Annotated in this window: 19 protein-coding genes; 8 read left to right on the top strand and 11 right to left on the bottom strand. The window is 72.5% G+C overall.

Going from position 1 to position 25,107, the window contains the following annotated elements; genetic code table 11:
- The first annotated feature begins 64 nt into the window (after positions 1–64).
- Positions 65–511 carry a hypothetical protein gene (locus IEZ01_RS02675; protein ID WP_229832615.1) on the top strand — a complete coding sequence of 149 codons (447 nt, stop codon included), beginning with the start codon at positions 65–67 and terminating at the stop codon, positions 509–511.
- Positions 512–524: 13 nt separating this feature from the next.
- Here IEZ01_RS02675 and IEZ01_RS02670 read toward each other — a convergent pair whose 3' ends face one another.
- Positions 525–1,400: a potassium channel family protein gene (locus tag IEZ01_RS02670; protein ID WP_019891232.1), complete on the bottom strand. Its 876-nt coding sequence runs from the start codon at positions 1,398–1,400 to the stop codon at positions 525–527.
- A gap of 234 nt (positions 1,401–1,634) precedes the next feature.
- Here IEZ01_RS02670 and IEZ01_RS02665 point away from each other — a divergent pair, with 234 nt between their 5' ends.
- Together IEZ01_RS02665 and IEZ01_RS02660 are read left to right on the top strand one after the other, a co-directional pair.
- A complete protein-coding gene (locus tag IEZ01_RS02665) occupies positions 1,635–2,930 on the top strand; it encodes an MFS transporter (protein WP_189199599.1) in 1,296 nt (431 codons plus the stop codon).
- Positions 2,931–3,095: 165 nt separating this feature from the next.
- Complete coding sequence (locus tag IEZ01_RS02660; RefSeq protein WP_019891230.1) at positions 3,096–3,569, top strand: STAS domain-containing protein; 474 nt, start codon at positions 3,096–3,098, stop codon at positions 3,567–3,569.
- A gap of 37 nt (positions 3,570–3,606) precedes the next feature.
- Here the strand turns inward: IEZ01_RS02660 and IEZ01_RS02655 are convergent, their stop codons facing one another.
- The 7 genes from IEZ01_RS02655 to IEZ01_RS36255 form a co-directional block, all read right to left on the bottom strand.
- Positions 3,607–3,942: a hypothetical protein gene (locus tag IEZ01_RS02655; protein WP_040875828.1), complete on the bottom strand. Its 336-nt coding sequence runs from the start codon at positions 3,940–3,942 to the stop codon at positions 3,607–3,609.
- Between the two features lie 88 nt (positions 3,943–4,030).
- A complete protein-coding gene (locus tag IEZ01_RS02650; RefSeq protein WP_019891228.1) occupies positions 4,031–4,456 on the bottom strand; it encodes an ATP-binding protein in 426 nt (141 codons plus the stop codon).
- A 128-nt stretch (positions 4,457–4,584) separates the two neighbouring features.
- A complete protein-coding gene (locus tag IEZ01_RS02645; protein ID WP_019891227.1) occupies positions 4,585–5,859 on the bottom strand; it encodes a sugar ABC transporter permease in 1,275 nt (424 codons plus the stop codon).
- Positions 5,856–6,635 (bottom strand): ATP-binding cassette domain-containing protein, encoded by a 780-nt coding sequence (locus tag IEZ01_RS02640; RefSeq protein ID WP_040875236.1) that lies wholly within the window; start codon positions 6,633–6,635, stop codon positions 5,856–5,858. The genes IEZ01_RS02645 and IEZ01_RS02640 overlap by 4 nt, the downstream gene beginning before the upstream one ends.
- A 33-nt stretch (positions 6,636–6,668) precedes the next feature.
- A complete protein-coding gene (locus tag IEZ01_RS02635; protein WP_019891224.1) occupies positions 6,669–7,760 on the bottom strand; it encodes a sugar ABC transporter substrate-binding protein in 1,092 nt (363 codons plus the stop codon).
- A 198-nt stretch (positions 7,761–7,958) separates the two neighbouring features.
- A complete protein-coding gene (locus tag IEZ01_RS02630; RefSeq protein WP_019891223.1) occupies positions 7,959–9,404 on the bottom strand; it encodes a glyceraldehyde-3-phosphate dehydrogenase in 1,446 nt (481 codons plus the stop codon).
- Positions 9,401–9,700, bottom strand: coding sequence for a helix-turn-helix domain-containing protein (locus tag IEZ01_RS36255; RefSeq protein ID WP_506417157.1), 300 nt, complete (start codon positions 9,698–9,700; stop codon positions 9,401–9,403). The genes IEZ01_RS02630 and IEZ01_RS36255 overlap by 4 nt, the downstream gene beginning before the upstream one ends.
- Before the next feature lie 103 nt (positions 9,701–9,803).
- Here IEZ01_RS36255 and IEZ01_RS36250 point away from each other — a divergent pair, with 103 nt between their 5' ends.
- Both IEZ01_RS36250 and IEZ01_RS02620 read left to right on the top strand, forming a co-directional pair.
- Positions 9,804–10,145: a DoxX-related protein gene (locus IEZ01_RS36250; RefSeq protein ID WP_506417155.1), complete on the top strand. Its 342-nt coding sequence runs from the start codon at positions 9,804–9,806 to the stop codon at positions 10,143–10,145.
- Positions 10,146–10,240: 95 nt separating this feature from the next.
- Entirely contained in the window at positions 10,241–11,254 is a 1,014-nt protein-coding gene (locus tag IEZ01_RS02620; RefSeq protein ID WP_229832610.1) for an alpha/beta hydrolase, read from the top strand.
- Positions 11,255–11,326: 72 nt separating this feature from the next.
- On the opposite strand, the gene IEZ01_RS02615 is transcribed toward IEZ01_RS02620, so the two are convergent.
- Entirely contained in the window at positions 11,327–12,640 is a 1,314-nt protein-coding gene (locus IEZ01_RS02615) for a phytase (protein ID WP_189199597.1), read from the bottom strand.
- A 306-nt stretch (positions 12,641–12,946) separates the two neighbouring features.
- Between IEZ01_RS02615 and IEZ01_RS02610 the strand changes: the two genes are divergently transcribed.
- Positions 12,947–15,760: an alpha/beta hydrolase gene (locus IEZ01_RS02610; protein ID WP_189199595.1), complete on the top strand. Its 2,814-nt coding sequence runs from the start codon at positions 12,947–12,949 to the stop codon at positions 15,758–15,760.
- A 77-nt stretch (positions 15,761–15,837) separates the two neighbouring features.
- On the opposite strand, the gene IEZ01_RS02605 is transcribed toward IEZ01_RS02610, so the two are convergent.
- Positions 15,838–20,469 (bottom strand): hypothetical protein, encoded by a 4,632-nt coding sequence (locus IEZ01_RS02605; protein WP_189199593.1) that lies wholly within the window; start codon positions 20,467–20,469, stop codon positions 15,838–15,840.
- Positions 20,470–20,664: 195 nt separating this feature from the next.
- On the opposite strand from IEZ01_RS02605, the gene IEZ01_RS02600 reads away from it, so the two are divergent.
- Entirely contained in the window at positions 20,665–21,924 is a 1,260-nt protein-coding gene (locus tag IEZ01_RS02600) for a serine hydrolase domain-containing protein (protein WP_019891215.1), read from the top strand.
- A gap of 10 nt (positions 21,925–21,934) precedes the next feature.
- On the opposite strand, the gene IEZ01_RS02595 is transcribed toward IEZ01_RS02600, so the two are convergent.
- Complete coding sequence (locus tag IEZ01_RS02595) at positions 21,935–22,837, bottom strand: hypothetical protein (protein ID WP_019891214.1); 903 nt, start codon at positions 22,835–22,837, stop codon at positions 21,935–21,937.
- Positions 22,838–23,028: 191 nt separating this feature from the next.
- On the opposite strand from IEZ01_RS02595, the gene IEZ01_RS02590 reads away from it, so the two are divergent.
- The gene (locus tag IEZ01_RS02590) at positions 23,029–25,089 is read left to right on the top strand and encodes a galactose-binding domain-containing protein (RefSeq protein ID WP_019891213.1); all 2,061 of its coding nucleotides are present in this window, start codon (positions 23,029–23,031) and stop codon (positions 25,087–25,089) included.
- Positions 25,090–25,107: the final 18 nt, after the last annotated feature.

The following is a 25,107-nucleotide window of genomic DNA, read 5'->3' as shown; positions in this document are numbered from 1 at the left end:
CGTACGGGCCGAGTGGCGATGTCCGCGGCGCCTCTGCCGCTCGGTGAAGATGACGGGGGATCACATGACAACCGGTTGCACGCACGGACAGCGGGACGGTGCGGGCCGTGGCGTGGTCCGGGCCCTCGCCGACCGCCGGCCGACCTGGCTCGCGCTCGCCCTCGTGGTCGTCACGTTCGTCGACGGCGCGCCGCCGGCGGGTCTCCTCGCGGCGCTCCTGGCCTTCATGCCCCTGTGCTACCTGGCCTTCGGCGCGGTACGCGGAGAGCTGCGCCGGCCGGGCGTCCTCGCGCTCCAGGCCGCCGGGCTGCCGGCCTTCGGGGCGCTGGCGCTGGTGGCGCTCGCCGTGGACCAGAAGGCGGGGCTGTACGTCCTGGCGGGCGGCTGGCTGGCCCACGGGGTCTGGGACTTCGCCCACCTCCGCGCGGGCAGGGTGGTTCCCCGGGCCTGGTCGGAGTGGTGCGGTGTGGTCGACCTGTTCGGCGCGGCGGCGATCCTGGTCTGGGCCTGACCCGGCGGCCGGGTCAGGTTCTCGCGGCGCGCCCGTGGTCGTGGGCGTAACGGTCGAGTACGTGCCGTGTCGTGCCGCCGGTGTGGAGGAAGCGTTCGTCGAGGGTGACCGCGAGGTCGTCCAGACAGACGCGCAGGAGCGCGCGGGCGAGGGCGGCCTGGGGCTCGGCGGGGTGCGGCGTGCGCTCGGCGAGGTCGGCGAGGTACGGGATGGTGGCGGCGAGGGAGGTGGGTTCGTCGCCGTCGTGGAAGTAGTACGACTCCGCGTACTGGCGGAAGTCCACGCAGACATGCGCCAGGTCGGCGGCCAGCCCTTGCAGCACGGCGGCGGCCTGGGGCGTGGACAGGGTCCGCTCGTCCAGGCCGCAGCGGCGGAGCTGGTGGATGCGCAGGGCGACGGCGCGACGGCGGGTGAGAGCGGGGTAGATGCCCAGAACCCATGTCACGGTGGCCGTCAGCAGGGCGAAGCCGACGACGGCCTCGATGGGGCCGAGGACGCGGAGCCAGCCGTCGGCCGGTGCGATGTCTCCGAGCCCCAGCGTGGCCATGGTGACGATGGAGAGGTAGACGGCGTCGACGAAGCCCGTATAGTCCGCCGGTGACAGCCCCGCGGCGAACGAGAAGCCCCCGGGCATGTGCGGCCAGTACATCAGGGCCCAGCCGAGGATGACGGTGACCGCCCAGAGGACAACGACGGTGACCATGCCGAGGGGGCCCGCCAGGCCGACCGCGCGCCGTCGGCCGAAGCTGGAGGAGAGGTACCAGGCGAGGGTCATGACCCGTCGGCTGAGTCCGCCGTGGCGGGTGGGGTGCCAGAGGGTGTGGAAGACGTCCCGGAGGGCGAGCATCGCGAGAGCGGCTCCGCCGAGCGTCATCAGCCAGTTCGCCACCGCACGTCCTCATGGGTCGCCACGTGCTCATGGGTTGCCATGTGCCGCGCACCAGCCTAGTGAGGCCGGGGGGCGTGCGGTGGTCCACCGCCGTCCGCTCGGCGGGTCGCAGAGGCCGATGCCCCAGGCGGTGTCACCGGTGCGATGGCACAGGTGCTATGTCACAGGGCGATGTCATACAGCGTTGACACAGGACATGTGTGCGGGGCGCCCGGCCTGGGGAGGGCCGTGATCATGACAGAGCCTCAGGTCCGCACCCAGGCGCCCGTCCCCGGCCGGCGCCCCGCCCGGCAGCTGCTCGCCGCCTCGGTGGGCAACGCCGTCGAGTGGTACGACTGGTACGCCTACACCTTCCTCGCCACCTACATCGCCGGGCAGGTCTTCCCGGCGGGAGCCGGGAACTCCCTCGTCCCCCTCCTGGCCACCTTCGCCGTCTTCGCCGTCGGATTCTTCATGCGCCCCGTCGGCGGGCTGCTGATGGGCGCCCTCGCCGACCGGCGGGGCCGGCGGGCCGCGCTCACCGTCACCATCCTGCTGATGGGCGGCAGCAGCCTGCTCGTCGGGCTCACCCCGACGTACGCGGCCGCCGGCGTCCTCGCGCCGGTGATCCTCGTCGCCGCCCGGCTCCTCCAAGGCCTCTCGGTCGGCGGCGAGTTCGCCGCCTCCACCACCTTCCTCGTCGAGTCCGCGGGCCCCGGCCGGCGCGGTCTCTTCTCCAGTTTCCAGTACGTCTCCACCACCATCGGCCAGCTCGCGGCCTCCGGGATCACCGCGGCGCTGATCGCCGCTCTGGGCCAGGGGACGATGGAGGGCTGGGGCTGGCGTGTCCCGTTCCTCGTGGGGGCGGCTCTGAGCCTGGTCGGATTCTGGATCCGGCGCGGCGCGGAGGAGACGCTCACCCCCGTCGACGACTCCCCCGGGCAGCGGCCCGGACTGTTCGACGCCCTGCGCCGGCACCCGCGCCAATCCCTGCTGATCTGCGGCATCACCGCCGGCGGCACCCTCGCCTACTACACGTGGACCGCCTACCTCCCCACCTACGCCGAGCTCAACGAAGGCATAGGGAAGGCCGACGCCCTCCTCGCCGGCACCCTCGCGCTGGCCTTCTTCGCCCTCCTCCAGCCGGTCGGCGGTCTGCTCTCCGACCGCTACGGCCGCAAGCCCCTGCTGCTCTTCTTCGGTGTGGGCTTCGCCCTGCTGAGCGTGCCTCTGCTGCGGGCGATCAACGGCTCCTTCGTCTCCCTGCTGCTCGTGCAGTGCGCCGGGATGGTGCTCCTGACCGGGTTCACGTCCATCTCGGCGGCCGTCAACGCGGAGATCTTCCCCGCCAGGGTGCGGGCGGCCGGCATCGGTTTCCCGTACTCCCTCACCGTCGCCCTCTTCGGCGGCACGGCGCCCTATGTGGGCACGCTCTTCAAGGAGATCGACCGGCCCGGCCTCTTCCCCTGGTACGTCTCCGTGCTGTGCCTCGTCTCGGCCGCCGTCTATCTGCGGCTGCCGGAGAGCGCCCACAAGGAGCTCGAACGCTGACCCGTCCCCGTCCCCGTCCCGGCACCGCCTCCGTCCCCGGGGCGGGGGCCCACTGCCTCATCCGAGTGCAAAACTTCCCCCCAACGAGGATTCGTGCTGCTCACAAGGGGTGAAAGACCCGCGTGGCTCGTTCCCTGCCCCGGAGTGAGGGCCGTTGATGAGCATGTGAGTACCTCAAGCACCCGCCCGATACTGGCCAGTTCCACCCCGCACAACAGCGGCGCGGACAACGCGCCGAGCGACATAGTCGTCCACTCCTGCACCAGCCTCGGTGAGACGACCCTGGTCATCCATCTGACCGGCCAGATCGACCATTACAGCGCCGCTCCGCTACGGGCGATGCTCACGTCCGCGGCCGCCGACGGCTACACCGTCCTCGTCCTGGAGGCCTCCCGCGTCACCTTCTGCGACTCGGGACTGCTCAACGCCCTGCAATGGTGGGAACGGCGGGGACATCTGCTCCACTTCACTGCCCGGTCGTCCTGCGTGCAGCGGCTCCTGAACGCCGCGGACGCCACGGCCGGGCGTCCTTGGGGCCCGGGTCCGAAGGCCCGGGCGGACGGGCCGGCTTCGGGTGTGGCCCAGGTCGGTACGCCTCGTGGCGAACCGAAGCTCCGGCCGGACGCGCTGACGGGGTGAAGGGGGTGGGGTGCCCGGCCCCCGGCGCGTGGTGGGCTCAGGCCATCCGGTCGCTGTGGCCGCAGACCCAGGCCAGGGCGCCGTGCACGCCGTTGAGGTAGTCACGGCCGCCCGCCTGGGTGGTGGGGTCCTCCAGCTGGACGACCGTCGCGTCGACCTCGGCGGTCAGCACCTGCAGATCGGGGCGGCCGGGGACGTCGGCGCCGGTGACCGGCGCGCGGTCGCTGCGTCCCAGGGCCCACTGCAGGGCGGCCGCCTCGCCCGCCGAGAACTGCGCACTGCCCTCCGTCCGTTCCACCAGGCCGCTGAGCGCCCCATCGACGTCCCCGTACGTCCGGACGCCGATCCGCTGCCCGCCTTGCCTCTTGCTCATGGTCACTTGTCCGTCATCCCTTCCGCCGGCGTGCCGGCGTCATGCCTTCGCCTCCGGTGGGCGCCCCGCGGGCCGCCCGCCGGGGCCTTCACCAGGGCAGTAAAGCGTGGATCTCCTGCCTGCGCGGATCACGCGACACGCTGACGTGACGCGACAGCGAGCGGACGATCTGCCGGCCGAGTCCGTCCACGTGACGCGTGGGCCGGGGCAGTGCGGGGCGGGTGCCTTCCACCGCCACGTGCACCCCGTCCAACGTACGGCGCAGCCGCACGGTGAACGGTCCGGGCGCGCGGCGCACGGCGGCGGCGGCGAGCTCCGTGATCACCAGCAGGATGTCGCCGCGGCTCTCCGGGCTCGCCGGTGGGTCGTGGTGCGCGAGGCTGTCGAGGCAGAGCCCGGCCGCCAGGCGTGCGTCGGTGACATCGCCGAGGTCTCCCTCGAATTGAGCGATGAGCCCCTGTGTCGCCTCGGGGCAGAGCCAGTTGCCGTTCTCGCTGAGCGGCCCGGTCGTCATGACACCCTCCTCGCCTCTTCTCCCGGCGCCTCACGGCTGCCCCGTTCGGCAACGTGGTGCGCCTTCCCTGTCGTGGGAGGACTACGCACCGTGGGGCTACGGCCAGAGAGGGCTGAACCGGGGAGAGGTCAGGCACGGCCCGCGGCCTTCTGGGTCCGGCGGGAGAGCGAGTCGACGACGACCGCGGCGAGCAGCACCGATCCGGTGATCATGAACTGGACGGCGTTGCTGACGCCCATGATGTTCATGCCGGACTGGATGGAGCCGATCACCAGGGCGCCGAGCAGCGCGGACCAGACCGAGCCGCGCCCGCCGAAGAGGCTCGTGCCGCCGATGACGGCGGCGGCGATGACGTTCATGAGGAGGTTGCCGCCGCCGGAGGTCTGGCTCGCGGACTGGATCTGTCCGGCGAGGAAGATGCCGCCGGCCGCGGCCATGGTGCCGGCGACCATGAAGACGGTCATCCGGATGAACGGCACGCTGATACCGGCCCGGCGCGCGCCCTCGATGTTGCCGCCGACGGCGAAGATCTGCCGGCCGTAGGTGGTGCGGCGCAGCACGAAGTCCAGCACCACCAGCAGGATCAGGAAGATCAGGAGCGCCAGGGGCAGGCCGCGGTACTGGTTGAGGATGTACGCGGCGGCGAAGGCGATCGCGGCGATGACGACCGTACGCAGCACGATCTCGGCGACCGGCCGGAACGGCACCCGGGCCGCCCGGCGGCGCCTGGCGTCGAGGAGTGAGGCGGCCAGGAAGAGGCCGACCCCGACGGCGGCGGTCACATAGGCGGCGGCAGGGCTGTGGAAGATGGTCGAGTACAGCTTGGAGACGATGCTCTCGCCGGGGATGTTGACTGTGCCGCTGGTGCCGAGGACCTGGAGCATGAGGCCGTTCCAGGCGAGGTTGCCGGCCAGGGTGACGACGAACGCGGGCACGCCGACCTTGGCGAAGAAGAAGCCGTGGATCAGTCCGACGGCGGCTCCGCCCGCCAGCGCGACCAGCAGCGCCAGCCATTCGTTCATGCCGTTGAGGACGTTGAGCACGGCGAAGAGGGCGGCGCACAGGCCGCTGACCGATCCGACGGAGAGGTCGATCTCGCCGAGCAGCAGGACGAAGACGATCCCGACGGCGATCATGCCGGTGCCGACGATCTGCTGGCTGAGGTCGGAGAGGTTCTGGGCCGAGAGGAAGGTGCTGTCCAGGCTGCCGAAGACCGTCCAGATGATGATGACGGCGATGACGACGGGCAGGGATCCCAGTTCGCCGCTGCGCATCTTGCGCCGGAACTCCGTGAGGTACCCCTTCAGGCCCTCCTCGCGGACGAGCAGCCGGGTGTCGACGGCGGGTACGGCGTCGGGTGCCGGTTCCTGGGCGGAGGCGTCCGGGCCTCGGTCTCGGCTCATCGCTCCTCCTCCCGCTTGCGGGCCTGGCGGCGGGTGACGGCGCTCTCGGTGGCGCCGGTGATGGCGGAGATGATCTCCTCGGTGGTGGTGGCGCGTTTGTCGAAGAAGCCGTTGTTCCGGCCGAGGCGCATGACCGCGATCCGGTCCGCGACCGCCATCACGTCCACCATGTTGTGGCTGATCAGGATGGTGCCGAGGCCGCGGTCGCGGAGCCGCTCGACCAGGTCGAGGACTTCGGCGGTCTGCTCCACCCCGAGGGCGGCCGTGGGTTCGTCCAGGATGACGACCTTCGGTTCGCCGATCAGCGAGCGGGCGATGGCCACGGTCTGGCGCTGGCCGCCGGAGAGGGAGGCCACGGGGATGCGGACGCTGGGGATGCGGATGGACAGGGTGTCGAGCAGCTGGCGCGAGCGCTTGTCCATCCGGACCTCGTCGAGCACGCCGAACCGGCGCAGTTCGCGGCCGAGGAAGAGGTTGGCGACCACGTCCAGGTTGTCGCAGAGCGCGAGGTCCTGGTAGACGGTGGCGATGCCGAGGTTCTGGGCGTCGTGGGGCCGGTTGATGCTGACCGGGCGGCCCTCCCATTCGATGACGCCCTCGTCCGGCGGGTTCACCCCGGCGATCGCCTTGACGGCGGTGGACTTGCCGGCGCCGTTGTCCCCGACGAGTGCGACGACCTCGCCCGAGTGGACCTCGAGGTCGAAGCCGGACAGCGCCTGGACCGCGCCGAACCGCTTGGAGATCCCCCGCAGGGTGAGCACAGGTGTTTCCGGCAACGAGACCGCCTCCTGACGCTCGGCCGCGCGCGGCTACTGGAGACCGGCCTCCTTGCAGGCACTGGCGTACGTGGGAGTGCAGATCTCCTCGACCGTGTACAGACCGTCCTTGACGACCGTGTCCTTGATGTTGTCCTTGTTGACGACGACCGGGGTCAGCAGCGTGGCGGGGACCTTCTGGCCGCTGCCGCTGGTGACGGTGGTGGGCGTCAGGGAGTCGGGCAGTTCCTTGCCCTCGGCGAGGTTGACGGCCATCTCGGCCGCGATGTCGGCCTCCGGCTTGTACGGCTTCTCGACCGTGATCGTCTGGGTGCCGAGGAGGATCCGCTGGATCGCGTCGAGCTGGGCGTCCTGGCCGGTCAGCGGCACGTTCATGCCGGCGGCCTTGAGAGCGGTGGCGATGCCGGCGGCCAGGCCGTCGTTGGCCGAGTAGACGCCGACGATGTTGTCCTTGCCCAGGGAGCTGATGGCGCCCGACATCTGCTGGTTGGCGTTGTTCGGGTCCCAGTTCGGGGTGTCGTACTCCTTGCCGATCTTCACCTTGCCGTCGAGGACGGAGTGGGCACCGGCCTTGAACTCGGCGGCGTTGGGGTCGGTCGGGGAGCCGTTGTGCATCACGATCTGGCCGCTCTCGGCCCTGTCGCCGAGCGCGTCGAGCAGGGCCTGGCCCTGCAACTCGCCGACCTTGCGGTTGTCGTACGAGACGTAGGCGTCGACGGGGCCCTGCGCGAGCCGGTCGTAGGCCACGACCTTCACACCCGCGTCATGGGCCTTCTGCACGGAGGACTGGATCGACTTGGCGTCCACGGCGTCCAGGATGAGCACCTTGTCGCCCTTGGCGAGGGCGGTGTTGACCTGCTGTTGCTGGGTGGTGGGGCTCTCGGCGGCGTTGTAGTAGTCGATCTGCGCCTCGGGCGCGAGTTCCTTGATCTTCTGCTCGATGTACGGCCGGTCGAACTTCTCGTACCGCGTGGTCTTGCTCTCCGGCAGCAGCAGTCCGATCCGGATCTCGTTCTGGGCCGCCTGCGCCGTGGAGCCCGGGGCCGCGCCACTGGTTGCCACAGCTCCCAGGCACAAGGCCGCGGCTCCGGCCAGGGCGGTCACGCCCCGCACTGTACGGGTCATGGGAGGCTCCTTCCGTACGCCTCCTTCCCTTCACCGGGACTGCGCGGGAACGAGGATGCACATTTGGCCTATATACGACATTAACCTCACGGGGCCGACGGGCAAGCGCTCGCCCGGTGACACGACCACAAAAGGCGCCTGACCTGGACTTTCGTCCGGGTCAGGCGCCTTCGGTGCAGCTAGGTCCGACTCGCCGGATCAGGCAAGCGGGGCCGGGTAGGTCGGGTACTCCACGCCGGAGACGTGCTGGACGACCCGGATGACCTGGCACGAGTAGCCGAACTCGTTGTCGTACCAGAGGTAGAGGATGGCGTTGTCGCCGTCGACCTTGGTGGCGCCCGCGTCGACGATCGAGGCGTGGCGCGAGCCGACGAAGTCCATGGAGACGGCGTCGGGAGCGGTGGTGAAGTCGATCTGGCGCTTCAGCGGCGAGTGCAGCGAGACGTCGCGGAGGTAGTCGAGGACCTCCTCGCGGGTGGTCTCACGGCCGAGGCGCAGGCTGAGGATCGCGATCGAGACGTCCGGGACGGGGACGCGGATCGAGCTGCCGGTGATCGGCGCCTTCAGGTCGGGCAGCGCCTTGGCGACGGCCGAGGCGGCGCCGGTCTCGGTGATGACCATGTTGAGCGGCGCGGAGCGGCCGCGGCGGTCGGCCTTGTGGTAGTTGTCCAGCAGGTTCTGGTCGTTGGTGAACGAGTGGACGGTCTCCACGTGGCCGCGCAGGACGCCGTACTCGTCGTCCATCGCCTTCAGCGGCGGCACGATCGCGTTCGTGGTGCAGGACGCGCAGGACAGGATCTGCTCGTCCGGCTTGATCGTGTCGTGGTTGACGCCGTGCACGATGTTGGGAACGTCGCCCTTGCCGGGGGCGGTCAGGACGACCTTGTCGATGCCCGGGCGCAGGTGCTTCGACAGCCCCTCGCGGTCGCGCCACTTGCCCGTGTTGTCGATGAGGATGGCGTCCTTGATGCCGTACGCCGTGTAGTCGACCTCGGACGGGTCGTTGGCGTAGATCACCTTGATCGCGTTGCCGTTGGCGAAGATCGTGCTGGTCGCCTCGTCCACGGTGATCGTGCCCTGGAACTGGCCGTGGATGGAGTCGCGCCGCAGCAGCGAGGCGCGCTTGACGAGGTCCTGGTCGCCGCCGCCGCGGACGACGATGGCGCGCAGGCGCAGGCCGTTGCCGGAGCCGGCCTTCTCGATCAGCAGACGGGCGACGAGGCGGCCGATGCGGCCGAAGCCGTAGAGGACGACGTCGCGGGCCTGGCGGCGCTCGATCTTGTTGGCACCCGTGGCGCCGGCGACGGCCTCGGCGGTGAACTCCTCCACCGTCAGACCACGGTCGTCGGCCTTGTACGTGGCGGCCAGCATGCCGATGTCGATCTGGGAAGGACCGAGATCGAGGGTGGTGAGGGCCTTCAGGAACGGCATCGTCTCGGTGACCGAGAGCTCCTCGCCGGCGATCTGGCGGGCGAAGCGGTGGGTCTTGAGGATGCTGACGACCGACTTGTTCACCATGGAGCGGCTGTGCAGCAGGACCGTGACGTCCAGCTCCCGGTGCAGCTTCCCGATGATCGGGATCATCGACTCCGCGATCTCTTCGCGGTTCTTCCAGTTTGTGAACGAGTCCTCGTTGACAGTCACAGGTTCCACTTTCGAGCTAGGCGGTGCTCATATGCTAACCCGACCCTATTTTGATCATTCGAGCGCCCCCTCCGGGGTATGACGAGCGACGACGGGGTCCGGCCGAGCAGGTCACGGGCGGCGCGCGCCAGATGGGCCTGGTCGGCGAAGCCCGCCGTGGCCGCGGCGGACGCCACGGACCCCTGGGCCAGGGCGGCGACGGCGCCGCGCAGCCGGCCCCACTGCCGCAGCCGTACGAGCGGGACGCCCACCGACGCGCGGACCAGGGCGCGCAGGCGCACCGGTGACAGGCCCACCTCGGCGGCGACGGCCGCCGGCGCGGTGTCGTGACCGGGGCGGCCGATCTCCCGGAGGGCGTGGGCCACACGGGCGTCGAGCGCGGGGGCGGCGGGGGCGAGGGTGACCAGCTCGGCCCGGGCGGCGGCCAGATCGGCCCCGTCTGCGCCGGCCGGTCCGAGGGCGGCGCGCAGACGCCGGCGCCGGGCCGGGCTGCTGGTCGCGGCCGGCGGGGCGGCCGAGATCGTGATCGCAGTGCTGGTGCTGATTCCCGCCTGCCGCGCGGCCGGGGCCTGGCCGGCCGCCGGTCTCGTCTGCGGGTACCAGCTCTGCCACCTCGACGCCCTGCGCCATGCCCGCCGCGACCATCCCAGTGTGCTGGGGCGGCCGTTCGGCGCGGTCTTGAGGGTGGTGGTCAACCTCGGATACACCGGCTGGGCGGTCGCGGTCGCGCTTACGGCCTGATGGGGCGTGACGCGGTGAGTCTCTTGTGATCGTTCTCATTCCTGATGTGGCGAGATCAAATGATCTCTTCCGACACTTCGGCCTATGGTCTAACCATGAGTGACACAAGTGGCATGCATGGCAACGGTGTTGTGGGTGGCGTCGCCGACGGCGAGGGCCGGTCCCGGCGCGGGATGCTGCGGGCGGCCGTCGCGGGGGCGGGCGCCGTGGCCGTCGGCGGCGCCGGAGCGGGCGTGGCGCACGCCGACGGGCGGCGGCGATCCGCGCCGACCTTCGTCATCGTGCACGGCTCGAGCGGCAACTCCTACGGCTACGCACCGCTGCTGGCGGAGCTCGGCCTGCGCGGCCACCGTGCGGTCGCGGTCGATCTGCCCGGGCACGGCGCGGGGGCCTACCTCCCGGTGTCGTACCAGACGCAGGACCTGGAGGCGCTGAAGTCGGAGCCGTCTCCCCTCTCCGAGGTGACGCTGACGGACTTCGTCGCGCATGTGACGGCGGTCGTGCGACGGGCCCACCGCGTGGGGCCGGTCGTCCTGGTGGGGCAGAGCATGGGCGGGGCGACCCTCAACCGCGTCGCCGACGAGGTCCCGGAGCTCATCTCCCACCTCGTGTACGCCTCCGCGTACTGCCCCACGCCCAAGCACAGCACGCTCATGTCCCTGATGATGACGCAGGAGGGCCTGACCAGCGCACTCTTCAAAATTCCCCCGGTGCGGACCGTCCCCGGCCTCGGCGTCAACCGGGTCAACTGGCGCTCCGGCGACCCGGCGCTGTTCGCGGCGGCCAAGGAGGCCCTCGCCGCCGACTGGCCGGACGCGGAGGTGCGTATGCAGCTCAACCTGATGGAGCCGGACGAGTCGGCCGCGCTCCCGACCAGCGACGCGAGCGCGCGACCGGAGCGCTGGGGGCGGATTCCCCGGACGTACCTGCGCTTCACCGAGGACCGGGCGATCCCGCCGGCGCTCCAGGACCTGATGATCCGCGAGGCCGACGAACTGACTCCGCGCAACCGCTTCCGGGTGCGGTCGCTGGCCGCCACGCACCTCGGTCCCCGCGACCCGCGGGAGTTCGCCGACGAGCTGGAGCTCGTGGCGCGGCTCTGCCGCTGAGGTACTGCGCCACGGGCCGGGCGGCGGGGTTCGCCGCCCGGCCTGCCCGGCCCACCCGGCCCGTGGCGGCGATCAGTCCTCGATCCGGTCCAGCACCCGGCCCAGGTCGACGAACTTGAAGCCGGTGGCGCCGCGTTCACCGTCGTGCGGGGTGTCGTGGCCGTCCTGGACGACGAGCAGCCCGCGCGGGTAGTCCGGGCCCAGCGGCTGGTTGAGCGCCGCGGCGCCGTCGCACTCCTCGGAGCCGTCGGGACCACCGGTGCGGGCCGTGATGCGCAGGCCAGCCTCGTACTCGTTGGCGTCGCCGGTCTCGCGGTCGTAGAAGGCGAAGGTGTCGTCACCCTGACTGGAGGCCATGAGGTAGCCGTCGCCGTCGGGCTCCTCGATCAGCGTCAGGCCCTCCACGTCGGCCGAGAGCCGGCGGCCCCCGAAGCCCGGGTCGGCGCCCGCGGCGCACTCCTCGGTCTGCTCGTCGTACACCGCCGGTACGCCGTACTCACGGACCTTGTCGATCAGCGTCGGCCGGGAGGTGAGGTCGGCGCGCACCCGCCAGATGCCGACGTCCTCCTGGCCCGCGTAGAGCATGCCGTTGGCCGGGTCGACGACCATTCCCTCGACCTGGGGCAGTTCGCCCGGCTCGGCGCACGGCGTCCAGGAGGTGCCGTCGGGGAGCCGGAAGGACGACGGCAGGGTGAGGGTGCGGACCGTGCGGTAGCCGACCGTGCCGCCGGCCCCGGCGGTCAGTTCGAGCAGCGCGACGGAGGTGTCGTGGCGGCGGCTGACCAGCGCGTAGGAGCGGCGCGTGGCACGGTCGGTCCAGGTGGCCAGGCCGTAGGCGGTGCGCTGCTCGTTGATCTCGGCCTGGTTCTTGGAGAAGACGGGCGGGGCGGCCGGGTCGGTGACGTCGGTGAGCGGCCCCCGCGGCCGGTCGCGGTCGATGCGGTAGAACCGCAGGCGGTCGTTGCCGCGGTCGGTGACGACCGCGATGTCGGCACGTCCGCCGGACAGGGCCATACGCGGCACGAGGTCGACGTTGTTGAAGCGCCCCGGGGCGTCGTCGGGACCGGGCCCGGCCGGGGCGGGCACGGCCTGCAGCTCCTCGGCGGCCAGGCCGTAGACCCGCAGTCCCCCTTCCTTGGCGGTGGCGATCACCAGACTGCGTGCGGGGTCGGCCTCGTTGCGCCAGATCGCGGGGTCGTCCGCGTCGGCGTTACCGCCTTCCTCGTCGTCGAAGAGCGGCGCGGTCTCGGCGGTCGGGGTGACGGCGGGCAGCGTACGGGCCGTACGGAGGTGTGCGTGCGCGGGCGCGACCAGGGTGGTGGCGAGGACCGCGGAGGCAGCGCCCAGGACGGGGGCGGCGCGACGGGCGTGACGATGCAGGGTCACGGAGACGGACTCCTATGTCAGGGTCATGACGGTCAGTCGGCGCCGAGCGTGCGGGGGCGGGATGAATCGCGCGTCGCGGACGGAAGTCCGGTGAGGGTGCGTTTCATGAACTCCCTTTCCAGGGCCGGAGGTTGAGAAGCAGTCGATGCCCGCCGGTTCTGGCCGGATCCGGTCGGTCGCCGCGTCCGCGATCTTCGTGATCCGTGTGAAGAGGCAACCCGGCTGCGGTTGTTGCCGTCTCCTGGGGTCGGGGGAGGCCCTGGAGATCTTCCGGGGCGGTTGTGACCGATCACAAGGAGGACCACCTTGATCCGTGTCCCGCGCATGGCGACCGCCGCCACGGCGGTGCTCGCGCTGGCGGTGGGGGCGCCCGGACTGGCGTACGCGTCGCCGCAGTCGGCGCCCGCGCAGCCGGCCGCCGGCCCGCTGTCGGCCGTACCACCGGGAAACCCCGACGACCGTCTCCCGGAGGGCTGGCAGATCACCGGCACGGACGCCGGGCCCCAGCTGGTGTGGCAGTCGCCCAGGCCCGTGCCGATGGGCGACGCCCGGGTGGAGTTCTACGCCGGGGACACGCTGCTCGGGCGGCCGGAGGCCGCCAAGGACGGGCGGACGTTCCGGCTGACGCTCGACGGCGCCCACGTCGGGCCGTCGTCGGACCTGCGGGTACTCGCGGGGGGCCGCCGGCTCGACACGGCCGGGGCGGAGGACGCCGCCGACCGGCGTGGTCGCGCAAAGAGACCGGTGCCGCCGCCGGCGGCCGAGCTGCCCGCCCATTCGGTCGACCCGGGCCTCCCGGGCACGTACCGCACCACCAGCGGCGAGTACTCCCTGAAGGACGTACGGCTGCCGGGCTTCTCCGCTCCGGTGGAGATGCGCGCCTCCGTGGTGGCACCCACCGGCGTCTCGGGCCCCCGGCCGCTGGCGCTGTTCCTGCACGGCCGGCACTACACCTGCTACGGCGCCGAGAGTTCGCAGACCGCCGAGTGGCCCTGCAAGCCCGGTTCGAAGCCGGTGCCCAGCCACCGCGGTTACCTGCACGACCAGAAGCTGCTGGCCTCCCAGGGCTATGTGACCGTGTCCATCTCCGCCAACGGCATCAACGCGCAGGACCACTCCGCCGACGACGGCGGTGCGCAGGCCCGTTCGTCGCTGGTGCGCCTGCACCTCGCCCGCTGGGCCGACTGGGCCGCCGACCCGGCCAAGGCACCGGCGGCCGTACGCGCCGCATCGCCCGCCGACCTCTCGCGGGTGCTGCTCGTCGGGCATTCCCGGGGCGGCGAGGGCGTCAACCGGGCGGCGCTCGACAGCCTCACCAAGGCGCCCGCCGACCAGGACGGCTACCGCGGCACGGTGCGCTGGAAGATCCGTGGCACGGTCCTGACCGGCCCCACGATCTTCGGCCAGAACCCCGTGCCGGACGTGCCGTCCATGACGCTGCTCCCGGGCTGCGACGGCGATGTGTCCGATCTCCAGGGCCAGATCTACGTCGACGGCACGCGCGGGATCAGCCGGGGCGCCGCCCTGCACAGCGCGGTCTACATGGTCGGCGCCAACCACAACTTCTTCAACAGCGAGTGGACGCCGGGTCAGGCTGAGGCCCCGGCCGACGACGACTTCTACACCGGTGAGACGCCGGACCCGGTGTGCTCGCCCGGCACGAAGACCCGGCTGACCGCCGCCCAGCAGCAGAAGGCGGGCTCCACCTACATCGCCGCGGCCGCGAGGCTGTTCGTCGCCGGTGACGACCGGGTCCGTCCGCTCCTCGACGGCTCGAACCTGCGCGCGCCGTCCGCCGGCCCCGCGCGGGTCCTCACCCACGCCGTCGGCGGGCACCGCACGCCCGCGTTCCTGCCGGACGCCTCGGTGAAGGTGACCGGCGGACGGCTGTGCGCACAGGTGGACCCGGAGGGGCCCGACGGCTGTCTGCCGGGCGACGGAAGCGTCGGATCCTCCCCGCACTTCGCCACCTGGGAGACCGCGCCGGAGCCGGGCCGGTACGCGGTCGCGATGCGCTGGACGCGGGCGGGTCACGCGACGCGGGTCACGCCGGCCGGGCCGGTCTCGCTCGCCGGGTCCAAGGCGCTCGCCCTGCGCGTGTTCGTACCGCCCAACACCACCGGAACGAAGCTGGACATCGCGCTGACCGACGCCGCGGGCAAGCGGGCCACGCTCGGCCGGGTCACGGTCGACGGGCTGCCGGGCAGCGACCGGACCACCTCCCTGTGGGGGCGCGAGATACGGGTCCCGCTGACCAAGGCCGTACGGGCCGGGCTCGACCTGAAGAAGGTGGCGGCGCTCGAACTGACGCCGCGCAGCCGTTCCGGTCAGGCGTGGCTGATGGACGGCTGGGGCTGGCGCGCCGGCACCCCGGTGGTGCGGCCGGCCACGCTGCCGCGGGTCGACATCGGCCGGCTGACCGTCAAGGAGGGCGACTCGGGCGTACGGACCTACCGCGTCCCGGTGAAGGTCTCCGGGCCGGGCACCGGCCAGGTCCGGCTGTTCGTCGCCGAGCCGGGTGCGGCGGCGACGACGTCCCGCGTGGTGACGGTGGGCGCCGGCGCCTCGGCGATCGACGTGCCGGTGAAGGTGAAGGGCAACACCCGCTACGGCTCGGACGTCTCGCGGAACGTGTTCGTCAAGGCGGTGCGTGGCGTGGTCGTCGGCGCCCATCTGGGCGGTGTGACCGCGCGCAACGACGACCCGATGCCGAAGGTGACCGTGACCCCGGTCGCGGACCGGGTCACCGAGGGGAAAGCCCTGAAGTGGCGGGTGTCGCTCTCCGAGACCGCGGATACGGATCTGCCGGTGGGCTTCCTCCTGCTGCCGGTCTCCGGCGGCAAGGAGCTCTCCACGAAGGATGTGCCGAAGAGCTGGCTGGAGGAGCACTTCGGTGGTTCGCCGAGCCCGGCCCGGCCGCTGTCCAAGGTGGTGCAGGAGCCATACCTCTCGGCGTTCGTCCCGGCCGGCAAGGCGGGGACCGAGGTGAGCGTGCCCACGGTCAGGGACACGCTGAACGAGCCGGAGGAGTCGCTGAGGATGCGGATGATCACCTACGACGAGTCCTGGGAGCCGGTGGAGGGCCCGGCGTTCACCGGTACGGTGCGCAACGCCTCGTAGGGGCGTAGCGGTATGGGGGCGTGACGTCGACGACGTCACGCCCCTTTCCGCGTCAGTGCCCGAATGCGCGGTCCGGTTCAGGTGCGGGCGACGGCCCGGTCGGCCCAGGCCCGGGCGAACAGCTCGTGCGGCGGGAGCGGCGGCAGCAGCCGGCTGAACGGCCCCTGGGCCTCCTTCCCATCGGCCGCGGCCAGGTGCGGAGCCAGTTTGGCGCTCTCCAACGGCAGGTGGGGCGCTTTGAGTTCGGTCCAGTCTCCGGGGACGAACGCCGACCGGCCGGCCCTCGCCCGCCGGCCGGTCTCCACCGCCCCGACGGCGACCAGCTCGGCCTGGGCGGCCTTGTGCCGGGCGGCCGTCCAGCCGTTCCAGCGGCGGACGTTCTGGTCCGTGGGCCGCGCGAGCGCCAGCAGTTGCAGGTGGAGGGCGGCGGCGTCCGCGCCCACGCCGAGGGTGGCCGTGGCCTCGTCGACCAGGTCCGGGGCGCTCAGGGCCGGGTTCAGTTCGTATCCGCCCGGCGGCACCGGGGTGGTGGCCACGCGCGCGACCATCCGGGCGAGCCCGCCGTCGTACACGGCCTGGATCCGGCGCACGGCCTCCAGCAGCCCGTCCAGGCCGAGTTCACCGCAGAGCCGTTCCGCCCGCGCCGGCTGGGCCGGGTCGGCGAGACCGGACGGCCGCAGGAAGACGTCGGCGCCGGGGACGCCGACGACGAACAGCCCGTCGTCGTAGGCCACGCTCGCCACGGTGTCCTCCCGGAACAGCGGCTCCGGGCACGGCAGCACCGCTCCCTCGTACGGCACGAAGGACGGGTCGTCGGGCACGGCCCGCGCCAGCCGGTGGTGCCAGCCGACGGGGATGAGCGTGCCGGGCGCGTCCAGGCCGGTCCGCAGCCGCTCGTGGAGCGCCGTCGCGCCGGCCACCGCCGGGTCGCCGACTGGCCGTTCGGTGAGCGCCCAGGCCACGGCGGAGGCGAGGTCCAGGTGGGGCGGCCGGTCCCGGCTCACCCACCTGCCGGCGGTGCCGTCGGGCTCGGCGTGGCGCAGTTCGAGCCCGCCGGTGCGCCGTCCGAGAAGGACGTAGCCGCCGACGGGGAGCGCCGCGCCCGCGTGGGCGCCCGGGCCGCCGGTCAGGCTCCGCGCCCAGCCGTCGTGGAGGCCGAGACCGGTTTCCAGGGCGTCGGCCAGTTCCTCGTCGACGTACGGGGTCGCGCCCAGCAGGTCGGCCCACACCTCCGCCATCCGGGCGGCCGCCGCCGTCATGCCGCCGGGCTCCCACAGCTCGGCCGGGTCCTCGGGCATGCCCGCCGCGAGCACCGCGCGGCGGCCCTGCGGGCCGAGGCGGTGGCAGAAGGAGTCGTACTCGTGGGCGACGGTCTTGTTCGCCTTGTACGGCGCCGAGCGGAGCATCTTCTGGTGGTCGTCGTGGCGCGCCCGGCTGGGCAGGCCGCCGAGCACGAGTGCGGCGACGGAGCGCCGGACTCCGGTGCGCGCGGAGAAGACGGTGAGCGCCTCGGGGGTGGCGGCGAGGGGTCCTTGCCGAGCCACCAGGTCCAGCAGCCGGGGCAGCCGGGCGGCGTCGTCACGCGTCAGGGTGTACGTCTCGCACGCCTCGGCCCCCTCGGGCGCCGGGTCGTCCGCCGGCTGGACGAACGGCGCCGTCCCTGCGCGTTCGTCGCCCGAGGCCAGGAGCAGCCCGGCGGACCGGCAGGCGGCGAGGGACCGTTCGGGCGCCCGGCCCTGGCGCCATCGGCCGCCGGGCTCGGCGAACGGCTGCCCGCTCCACGTCTCCAGCAGCGCCGCGAGGGCGCCACGCTCATCGGCCGGGGTGGTCTCGACGGCGGCCCGCCAGGCCACCGCGTCGATCCGGCCGGTCAGCGCGGTCCACTCGGCGGGCGCCGCGGGCAGGGCGAGCCGCCGGGTCTCGTCGTCGATCTCACCGCGCAGATGGCGGCCGTCGGCCGCGACGGCCGTCAGGGTCGCGGGGTGCGGCTGGGCGGCATGGGCGGCGTACGGGGGCAGGTGGGGCAGCAGGCCGGACAGGGCCGGGACGAGGACGGTGTCCGGTACGGGCGTGCCGAGGGTCACCACGGGGCCCGCCCGCATGATACCGACGCGCCGGGACTGCTCCCGGCGGCGGCGCAGGACGTCGGCGGCGAGCAGGGCGGCGCGCAACACGCCCTCCACGACGCGCGGTTCGGTCACCTCCGGCAGGAGCCGGGGAAGTTCGGCGCGTACTTCCGTGCCGGCCCCGTCCGCGACGGCGGCGGCGAGGAGCGCGCGAACCGTGTGGTCGCCGACGGCCCGCAGGGCCTTGGAGGCGGTCTCGTCGCGCGGGGCGAGGAAGTGCCAGAACGCGGGCGGCACCATCGTTCCGACGGTGTGGGCGGAGTGCCGGTCGCCACCTCGGCTCCGGCCGGGGTGGCCCTGGGCCTCCCACAGCAGGGAGCCGTCCGCCACGGCGTGGCAGCGGATGTTGTCCTCGTCGACGAGGACGCCTTCCTCGCCGTCCAGGGGCATGCGGAGGATGCCCCAGGGCCGCCGCCCGGGGCGGGTGGAGCGGAGCCGGCCGCGGCGCCCATCGATGCCCTCCAGCAGGAAGTCGGTCGGCGAGGGCCCCGCGTACGGCGTGCGGTACAGGACGCGGCAGCCGACGAGGCGTCCGTCCTGGCCCAGTGGCGAGGCGGGCGCGTCCGGCGGCAGCGCGGCCAGGGTGAGCTGTTCGCGGAAGACGGCCATGCCGTCGGGGACCTGGCCGGTGCGGTGGAAGTCGGGGAGGGTGCGGTCGTCGCCGCGCTCCCCCGTCAGCGGGTCGACGCGCGCCCAGTCGTCGCGCGAGGCGAACACCTCGGAGCTCCACAGCCGTCGGCCGTCGCTCATCTGGAGTTCGTGGCGGCCGATGCCCTCACGGCCACCGGGCCGCAGTACCCGCTGCCCGTCGTGCCGGCCGCCGCCGTCCGCGGTCTCGAAGTGGAACCCGAGGCCGCCGTCGATGATGCCCCGGTAGGGCCGCACCCCGCCCGTCCGCTCGGGCGTGAAGACCTCGTCGGGGCGGTCGCTCCAGAAGGCCCGCTCGGCGTACGAGCCACGCTCGGCCGTCGTCCAGCTCACCATGAACTGCCCGCCCACGTAGTGGACGGTGTGCGTCGTGGCGTCGTCGGGCACCTGGTATGTACAGGAGCCGCGCACCCCGGCGTGGTCGACGGCGACGGCCCGGTCGGTTCCGTAGACGGTCAGAACCGGCCATGTGGACGTCATCCCGACGGCCCCGGCCGGCCCCAGTCCGGCCAGCGCCGTGTCCAGGGCGGGCCAGCCCAGTTCTTCCGGCAGTCCGGCCCGCAGGGCGCGCGCCAGCGGACCGGTCAGGTCCAGCGCGGCGAGCGCCTCCTCGATCCCGCCCAGGGCCGTGGCGGTGGGCCGGTCGAGGAGCTCCGCCAGTTCGTCGGCGGCCTCGTCGGCGGCCGCGAGCCCGCCGCCGCGCAGGGCGCCCAGCAGGGACTCGATCCGGGTGTGCACCTCGGCGGCGATGCCCGCGTTCTCGGGCAGCCGGGTGATGGCCGTGCCGCCGCCGCGCAGCGCGGCGTGGACCGTCCCCTCAAGTCGCCGCCCGAACACCGGGTCGGCGGCGAGGGCCTTGAGGTCGCGCCGTGAGCGCTCGCCCCAGAAGGACAGCCGGATCGCGTCGCCGGGGTCGCGCACGGCGATGGACTCGGCGAGGCAGGCGTCCAGCAGATCGGCGTCGAGGCCGGGCCAGCGCCGGCGGTCCTCGTGCAGGGTCACGGGTGTGCCGGCCGCGCGCAGCCGCGGCGCGAACCGGGTCACCAGCTCGAAAAGTTCCGGCGGCATCGGCTGCCGGATCACGCCGCCGCCCGCCACCGGGCGGTGGGAGTACATGTGGGTGTACCGGCCGAGCCAGCCGGCGAGTCCGCCGTCGGGGGTGACCCGCCCGGCGGCCGCGGCGTCGGCCGCGCCGGACCGCAGGAGCAGCCGCAGCCAGGCCGCCGCGTCGTTCCGCGACTCGGGGAACAGGTCGATCAGCGGGGCGTGCGTGTCGTCGTCCTGCGGGTGGCGGGCCAGGAGGGCGGCGACCGCGTCGAGGAGGGTGTCGGGCACCGCCTTCCCGCGCGCCGTGCCGACCAGCTGGGCCAGGACGCGGGCGTCCTCCGTCTCGTCGAGGCCGGCGGCGCGCGCCGATGCCCGTACGCGCCGGGCCAGGTCGGCCGGGAGCTCCCCGGGGGAGGCGCCCCAGGCCATGAGGACGGCCATGAACTCCTTGTGGGCCTCCGCCGGGTCCAGCACACCGGCCAGCCACCGCTGATGGCCGCTCAGTTCCTTGGCAGGCAGGGCCCCCGCGCGGGCGAACAGCTGCACGTTGGCCCGGTGCCAGTCGGTGTCGACGGGCAGAGCGTGCGCCCGCTCGGCCGCGCGGGCCAGGGCGTACGCCCGGCCGGCGTACCGCGCGTGCCAGGCGCAGAGCCGGTGCCCCACCGTGTCCCAGAACCAGGGCAGATGGGCGACGGGAAGGTCCCTGACCCGCCGTTCGAGACCGTCGAGGAAGCGTCCGGGCTTGTGGTACGCCGATGGAAGGCCGGTACGTACCTCCTCGGCGAGCCGGTGCGCGGCGCTCTCGGCGCCCGGCTCGTAGGCCCGTACCCAATCGGTGTACACGGTCGAGGTGATGGGGTCGGCCGGCAGCGGGACCTGGATGTTCATGCGGTCGATCCTGGCACGGCCCACTGACAACGCTTCGGGCCGGTTGGCGCGTTGATCCGGAGGGAACGGCACCGCCTGATTGTCCGTCCCCATCCGTAGGCTCGTGATCACACGACGTCGCATCCGGTCCACCGGCCGCGACGTCATGGTCACGCGCCTGTTCAGTCCCTTGCCGCACACAAACCGAGGAGCCACATGCCCCTGTCCCTGAACCGACGCCTCGCCGTCGGCGCCGCCCTGCTCTCCGCCGTGGCCGGTGTGGTCCCGGCCACCGCCGCCCATGCCGCCCCGGCCGCGCGCCCCGCCGAGGCCGCGGCCGCGCCGGTGGCCGCGCAGAACTCCCCCGATCTGGACGCCGTGCTCCAGGCGTTGAAGAACACCACCGCCGCCGGCGCGCCGGGCGCCATGGCCCGGCTCACCGGCCCCGAGGGGGTCAAGACCAGAACGGCGGGCGTCCGCAACAGAACCCTGGGCACGCCGATGAGCACGAAGGCCCGCTTCCGGATCGGCAGTGTCACCAAGACGTTCTCCGCGATCACGCTGCTGCAGCTGGTCGACGAGGGCAAGATCCAGCTGGACGCGCCGGTCAACCGCTACCTGCCCGGCCTGCTGCCGGACGACCGGATCACCGTGCGCCATCTGCTCACCCACCGCAGCGGTCTCGCGGACTACACGGAGGCGATGTTCGCCAAGACCGTGCCCGGCTTCGAGGCCGTGCGCAAGCGGGTGTTCACCTACCAGGAGCTGGTGAACCTCTCGCTGAAGGAGCCGCGGACGACGGAGCCGGGCGCCGCGTACAAGTACTCGAACACCAACTTCGTGGTGGTCGGCATGCTCATCGAGAAGGCCACCGGGAACAAGGTGGCCAAGGAGTACGAGCGACGCATCATCACGCCGCTGGGGCTGAAGAACACCTCGTACGTACACCCCAGCACGAAGATCAAGGGCAGCTACATCCGCGGCTACCTGCACCCTGACGAGGCCGGTGCGCCCCTGGTCGACTCCACGGAGCAGACGCTGTCCTGGGGCCAGTCCGCCGGTGCGATGATCTCGAACCCGGCCGATCTGAACACCTTCATGTCGGCGCTGCTCGGCGGCAAGCTGCTGCGGGCCCCGATGCTGAGCGCGATGCTCACGATGACCCCGACCGACGCCACCAACACCCGCTTCTACGGGCTGGGGCTGCGGCGCTACGACCTGACCTGCGGCACGTCGGTGTACGGCCACACGGGCACCGTGCAGGGCTACTACACGTACGCCTTCGCCACCCGGGACGGCGGCCGCTCCCTGGCCGCCATGGCGAACACCTCGAACCGGGGCCAGGCGAACACCGCCCTCGGCGGGACGCTGGAGGCGGCGTTCTGCGGGAAGAAGCCCGCCCCGGCGGCGAAGGCGCGTGGTCTGGTGACCGCGCTGCCCGCCGAGGCGGACCTGCCGGAGCGCAACTCCCGCTGACGACAGGCGGTCAGTAGCCGCCGAAGCTGAAGCCGCCGCCGTATCCCCCGCCACCGTGGTCGCCCCCGCCGTAGCCGCCGTCTCCGTGGCTGCTGTGGTGGGAGGTGCCGGGGGATGCGCCGGACGACCTGCCGCGCGGTTCAGGCCGCTGCTCGGGCGGCTCCTGCGGGCTGCGCCAGTACCTCCGGGTGACGGCGCTCCACCAGATGTCGAGCGAGGGGTAGGGGTCGAAAGCGGCGCACTCGGCCACCAGGGCGTCGCGCGCCGCCTCGTCCCAGACGATGGCGGTCACGCCCTCCCGGGCCAGCTCCAGGAGCGCCGACTCCAGCTCGCGGGCGTCGAGCGGCTGCTCCGAGCGCCGCCCGCCCGGTGGCACGTCGGTGGGGACGTCGTGGCGGAAGACGATGACCTCGGCGCTTTCGCCCTCCCCCGTCACCGCCCAGCCCCACACCTCCTGTCCGCCCACCGCTCGGTGGCGCTCCTGGCGTTCCTCGTACGCGCGCCGCCAGGCCTGGTGTTCCGCCTCCTTGCGCTTCTCCTCGGCCCGGTGCCAGGCGAGCCGGCGTTCGATCTCCTCGCGCACCGGACGGTACGCCTCGGTGGCGCGCTCGGTCCGCTCGCGGTACTCCTGCCTGGCCCGCTCCGTCCTGCGCCGCCCGCCGGGCAGCCGCCGCCACCGCCGCCGGATCCGGTGGAGTCTGCGGGACGCGTCGAGGAGGGTTTCCTGGAACGCCCGGCCGGCCGCCTGCCACTGCTGTCGCTCCTCCTGCGTGCCCTCGACGGCGCCCCGGCCGAGGCTCTCGCTGCTGCCGGACAGGCCGTCCACGTGGTAGTACTCGTGGAACGTCCCCGGCTCCACGTCCGAGCCGTAGCCGCCGAGTCCGCCCACCCTGATCACGATCTTCCCGGTCATGGGCCCACCACCTCCCGATGCCAGCATCCCCCGCCGGCCCGCGGCGGGGAACACCCCGGACGCACGGTGGCTGACACGTCATCAGGTCATCCGTCCCGGACTCTTGACTCCTGCACCCCGATCAATTGTCATGGCCCGAACACCTCTATCCGGCCCTCCGGGGCCGCCCCACGACGGAGTGAGTGAGGACCATGACAGGACGACCGCCCCACCGGCGCCGACACCTCACGATCCTGGCGCTGTTCCTGTCCGTGGTGGCCATGGTGCTCGCCCCGGCCCCCACCTCCTTCGCCGACCCCGGCTGGTGGAACCCGACCGCGCGGCCCGCACCCGACTCGGAGATCAACATCACCGGTGAGCCGTTCAAGGGCACCGACTCCCAGGGCCAGGTGCGCGGCTTCGTCGACGCGCACAACCACGTGATGTCGAACGAGGCCTTCGGCGGCCGGCTCATCTGCGGCAAACCGTTCTCCGAACTCGGCGTGGCCGACGCGCTCAAGGACTGCCCCGAGCACTACCCCGACGGCTCCCTCGCCGTCTTCGACTTCATCACCAAGGGCGGCGACGGCAAGCACGACCCCGACGGCTGGCCCACCTTCAAGGACTGGCCCGCCCACGACTCGCTGACCCACCAGCAGAACTACTACGCCTGGATCGAACGGGCCTGGCGCGGCGGCCAGCGCGTGATGGTCAACGACCTCGTCACCAACGGCGTGATCTGCTCGGTCTACTTCTTCAAGGACCGCGGCTGCGACGAGATGACGTCCATCCGCCTCCAGGCGCAGAAGACGTACGACATGCAGGCCTACGTCGACAAGATGTACGGCGGCCCCGGCAAGGGCTGGTTCAGGATCGTCACCGACAGCGCCCAGGCCCGCGAGGTCGCCGCGCAGGGCAAGCTGGCCGTCGTCCTCGGCGTCGAGACTTCCGAGCCGTTCGGCTGCAAGCAGATCCTGGACATCGCGCAGTGCGGCAAGGACGACATCGACCGCGGCCTGGACGAACTGCACCGCCTGGGCGTGCGCAGCATGTTCCTCTGCCACAAGTTCGACAACGCGCTGTGCGGGGTGCGGTTCGACTCCGGCGCCCTCGGCACGGCGATCAACGTGGGCCAGTTCCTGTCCACCGGCACCTTCTGGAAGACGGAGAAGTGCGCCGGCCCGCAGGCCGACAACCCCATCGGCCTCGCGGCCGCGCCTCAGGCCGAGAAGGAGCTTCCGGCGGGCGTCTCCGTCCCCTCGTACGCCGCCGACGCCCGGTGCAACACCCGCGGCCTCACCGGCCTCGGTGAGTACGCGCTGCGCGGCATGATGAAACGCAAGATGATGCTGGAGATCGACCACATGAGCGTCAAGGCCGCGGGCCGGGCCTTCGACATCATGGAGTCGGAGTCCTACCCCGGCGTGATCTCCTCGCACAGCTGGATGGACGACAGCTGGACCGAGCGCCTCTACCGGCTCGGCGGGTTCGCCGCCCAGTACATGAACGGGGCCGAGGCCTTCAGCGCGGAGGCCAAGGCCAAGGACGCGCTGCGCGACAAGTACCGGGTCGGCTACGGCTACGGCACCGACATGAACGGGGTCGGCGGCTGGCCAGGACCGCGCGGCGCCGACGCCCCCAACAAGGTCACGTACCCCTTCCGCAGCGTCGACGGCGGCTCGGTCATCGACCGGCAGACCACCGGGCAGCGCACCTGGGACCTCAACACCGACGGCGCCTCGCACTACGGCCTGGTCCCGGACTGGATCGAGGACATCCGCAAGGTCGGCGGCCAGGACGTGGTGGACGACCTCTTCAAGGGCGCCGAGTCCTACCTCGACACCTGGGGCGCCTCCGAGCGGCACAAGGCCGGGGTGAACCTCGCCGCGGGCAGGGCCACCTCCGCGTCCACCACGGAGTGGTGGAACCCGTTCACCAGCTTCGCGCCGGGCCGCGCGGTGGACGGCGACAGCGGCACCCGCTGGGCGAGCGAGTGGAGCGACGACCAGTGGCTGCGCATCGACCTCGGCAGCCCAGCCCTGGTCAAGCGCGTCACCCTCGACTGGGAGCGCGCCTACGCCAAGGAGTACCGCATCGAGGTCTCCGCCGACGGCACGACCTGGCGGACGGTGGCGTCCACCACCGCCGGTGACGGCGGACTGGACACGGTCGACTTCGCCGGCACGTCCGCCCGCCACATCCGCGTCCAGGGAGTGCGGCGCGCCACCCAGTGGGGCTACTCGCTGCGCGAAGTCGGCGTCTACAGCGGCTGACGACCGACCACCGGACAA

The sequence above is a fragment of the Streptomyces purpureus genome (genome assembly GCF_014648195.1).
GTDB lineage: Bacteria > Actinomycetota > Actinomycetes > Streptomycetales > Streptomycetaceae > Streptomyces > Streptomyces purpureus.
Note: the sequence above shows the minus strand (reverse complement) of the source record. Positions and strands in the feature narration are given on the sequence as shown.